This is a genomic window from Nitrosomonas sp. (assembly GCF_040256045.1).
Classification (GTDB): domain Bacteria; phylum Pseudomonadota; class Gammaproteobacteria; order Burkholderiales; family Nitrosomonadaceae; genus Nitrosomonas.
This window is the reverse complement of sequence record NZ_JBDZWD010000096.1, coordinates 1-2,909: the sequence shown is the minus strand read 5'-3', so window position 1 is coordinate 2,909 and position 2,909 is coordinate 1. Positions and strand designations below refer to the sequence as shown.

Sequence of the window (2,909 nt, the reverse complement as noted above, 5' to 3'; positions counted from 1 at the left end):
CGCCTCAGATACCTCACATCAGCCTGAAAAATCTGGCTATGTGTGTCACGAACGAAGATTCAATGATGATGAGTTAATTGCAGTATGAATCCACCATGCTCCAAGCGAGATGGAGGCAGGCCCTCCGGTCTTTCGCCGGAAAGCGCGATCGGTTCGTAGCAGCAGGGTTTCAGGTCTTCGCTCATATATTCCCCTCCTCTGGAGGGGTGGTGCCGGCCAGCAGTTTCACATAGTCCTGATAGCCGTAGCTGCGATTCTTCTTCTGTCCGGTCAGTTCCGCCACGATGCCCAATTCTTCCAGCGTTCGCACGGCGGCGGTCGCAGTGGGCGAAGTGGTGTTCAGGCATTGCCGGACACGCTCGATGGTGAAGCGCGGCATTATGGGCAGCAACTCGAACAGGCGATAGCTCACGGGGCTGGCTTTGCTTGAACCCAGCAGCTTCTTGCGGTCGGCGGCAATCAGGCTGGCGATGGCGACGATGCCGCGTTCGGACTCGCCCGCCGCAACCGCCACGCCTTCCAGAAAGAACGCCACCCATGCCTCCCAATCGCCTTCCAGGCGAATGTCGGACAGGCGGCGGTAATACTCGGCCTGGTGCTGCTTCAGGTAGCCGCTCAAATACATCAGCGGCTCGGCCAGCAAGCCCCAATGCTCCAGCAGTGCGGCGATCAGCAAACGGCCGATGCGGCCATTGCCGTCCAGAAACGGATGAATGGTCTCGAATTGCGCGTGGACGAGCGCGATTTTCACCAGCGGCGGCAAGTCGCCGTTCTCTGCATGGATGAACTTTTCCAGATCGGCTAGCAGCCCGGGCACGCGCTCCGGTGGCGGCGGCACGAAGACGGCATTGCCGGGGCGCGTGCCGCCGATCCAGTTCTGTGATTGACGCAACTCACCAGGTTGCTTGCCTGCGCCGCGCGCGCCGTCCAGCAGCAGGCGGTGCGCCTCACGCAGCAGGCGCGCACTCAGTGGCAATCCATCCGGCGAACGCAATTGCGCTTGCACGTAGCGAAAAGCGCGCAGGTAGTTACTGATCTCGGCAACATCGTCCGTGTTGTTGAGCTTGAAACCCGCCTCATCGTCGAATAAATCGGTCAGCGTGGCTTGCGTGCCTTCGATCTGCGAGGTAAGCAGGGCTTCCTTGCGCACGGCCCCGTAAAGCAGCCAGTCCACCGACGGCACCAGGCCGGATACCGCCGACAGCCGTGCCAAAGCCAACTCCGCCTGCTGGTTGAGCGTGGCGAACGAGGTCACATCCAGAGGCGGTTTGGCGGGCGGCAGCGGATGTGGCACGAACGCTCGCACCGCTTCGCCCGGCGTGGTGGTCGTGCTGTAGATTCCGGTGATGCGACTCATTGAAAGTTCGCTTTAATTTGTCGGAATCAAATTAAAGCATTCTTTAATTTGTCAAGCAACAATTAAAGTGAGCTTTGAGATTTCATCAGCACGCTTTTACGAATCGCTAAAAATTTTTTCTGTTAAGTGGTCTTTTTTCGATTCTCGCGGGACATAGGAGACGAGTATTTCTTTTTTAACTCTCTCCGTTTAACCCAACAGGAATCGAAACATGAATCATCCGCATAATCATTTCTATGTTTGCAGTGAAAAGCATTTCCCGGGCATTGTATGGGCAAGTATTATCTGCCATACATTGACCGCCATTACGATCCTTCTGCCGCCTGAGAGCGTTCAGGCTGCCGAAATACCCACCCGGAACGTTCCCGCTGTTACCCATGCCCGCAAAACCTATAATATTGCTGCCGGCCCGCTGGAGACAGTGCTTAACCACTTTGGTCGTGAGGCGGGCATTCTGCTTACCTTCTCGCCGGATACGACTACTGGCCTGCAAAGCACAGGATTACAGGGCAGCTATACCCTCCAGGAAGGGCTGGATCGATTGCTGATCGGAAGTAACCTCTATGCGGTACACGATGCGAAGGGAAAATACAGCTTGCATAAACGATCAAAAACAAGCACAGCACAAGAAAATGCAACTATGCTGACTGAAATGACAGTGACGGGCGCTGCGATCGATCCTGGGGTAACTGAAGGCACAGGCTCCTACACGACTAACCAATCCTCCTATGGTAAGGGACAAAATCTCAAGGAACTGCCTCAAACGATTACAGTCATGACGCGCCAGCGCATCGATGATCAACAACTGAAAACGCTGGATGATGTGCTGGAGCGTACACCCGGTATCACAGTTCAGAAAGCAAACAGTGTGAGTTCATCTTTTTATTCTCGTGGCTTCCAAATCACAAGCTTCCAGATCGATGGCAACAGCCCCACGTATGGGTCGGGTGGCCAAACTTTCGGTCTCAACATGTCACAACTGGACTTAGCCATGTTCGATAGGATCGAAGTTCTGCGCGGGGCTGACGCACTCTACGGCATTTCTGGCGCACCGGGCGGTGCCATCAATCTCGTGCGCAAGAAACCGACAAAGCAATTTCAGGTGAAGGCACTGGCTCATGCCGGCAGTTGGAATAACTATCGTGGTGAACTGGATGTGGGCGGATCGATCATGGCAGGCCGTATTCGCGGACGCCTGGTCGGCGTTTACGAGGATCGAAAATATTTCTACGATTTTAGTAAGAGCGACAAAGCCCTATTTTATGGCATCATCGAAGCGGATATCACCGACAGCACCATGCTCACCGTGGGTGGCGACATCATGCACCAGGATTTTGGCGGATATAATACTTTTGGACTTCCACGTTATTCAAATGGAGAAGATATCGGTCTGCGGCGCAGCTTTTATCTCGGCGGGCCTAACGATCGCTGGCTGAGAAAAAATAACAGACAGTTCATCCGCCTTGATCAGGCGATCGGGTCAAATTGGACTCTAGGTGTTTAGTCCCGTTGTGTACTGGTGTAATATATAACCAATTACCGAAGGAGGATT

The 2,909-nt window shown here is 54.3% G+C and carries 3 protein-coding genes; 1 reads left to right on the top strand and 2 read right to left on the bottom strand.

Translation table 11 applies throughout. The annotated features are described in order from the left end of the window. Positions 1–59: 59 nt before the first annotated feature. Positions 60–185, bottom strand: a complete 126-nt coding sequence (locus tag ABUL11_RS11190) for a hypothetical protein (RefSeq protein WP_350283931.1) — start codon at positions 183–185, stop codon at positions 60–62. After that, on the bottom strand, positions 182–1,357 hold the full coding sequence (locus ABUL11_RS11185) for a Fic family protein (protein ID WP_350283930.1): 1,176 nt from the start codon (positions 1,355–1,357) through the stop codon (positions 182–184). Before ABUL11_RS11185 ends, ABUL11_RS11190 begins: the two co-directional genes overlap by 4 nt. A gap of 211 nt (positions 1,358–1,568) precedes the next feature. On the opposite strand from ABUL11_RS11185, the gene ABUL11_RS11180 reads away from it, so the two are divergent. Next, positions 1,569–2,861: a TonB-dependent siderophore receptor gene (locus tag ABUL11_RS11180; protein WP_350283929.1), complete on the top strand. Its 1,293-nt coding sequence runs from the start codon at positions 1,569–1,571 to the stop codon at positions 2,859–2,861. Positions 2,862–2,909 lie beyond the last annotated feature (48 nt).